This is a genomic window from Paraburkholderia sp. 31.1 (assembly GCF_014397645.1).
In the GTDB taxonomy this organism is placed as follows: domain Bacteria; phylum Pseudomonadota; class Gammaproteobacteria; order Burkholderiales; family Burkholderiaceae; genus Paraburkholderia; species Paraburkholderia tuberum.
This window is the reverse complement of record NZ_VZQN01000216.1, coordinates 1-408: the sequence shown is the minus strand read 5'-3', so window position 1 is coordinate 408 and position 408 is coordinate 1. Positions and strand designations below refer to the sequence as shown.

The following is a 408-nucleotide window of genomic DNA, read 5'->3' as shown; positions in this document are numbered from 1 at the left end:
GGTCCGCGACGCATGACCTGCGTCGCGGACCCGGAATCACCAACCATTTAATCAGGCTCCCTGAGCAGCATCGCGTTGCCCGGGGGACCGTTTTTGACGAACTGACCATGACTTTCAATCAAACCCTGATGCGTGCGCTCGCAGGCGCATTGCTCGTGACGGCGGGTACCTTGCCCGCCATCGCACAACAGACTTTCTCTAACCCGCAACCGCCGGTCACCCAGGCAGCCGCACCCGGCACCGCGCCGACGGCCCGTGCCGGTACGCAGCCCGGCAAGGTGTTCGGCCAGAGCTACGCGCCGGTCGGACAGGTCGGCCCCCAGCAGGCGCAGATCGTCTACTACCGTGATGCATCCGCGGGTGCGGGCCGGTCGGCCGCTGCCGACGTCTACGTTGATGGCGAACTGC

1 pseudogene is annotated in these 408 nt (G+C 66.2%); it reads left to right on the top strand.

What is annotated here, in order from left to right:
• Positions 1-107 precede the first annotated feature (107 nt).
• Positions 108-408, top strand: a pseudogene (locus F6X37_RS36060) (flagellar motor protein MotB); the annotation flags it as partial.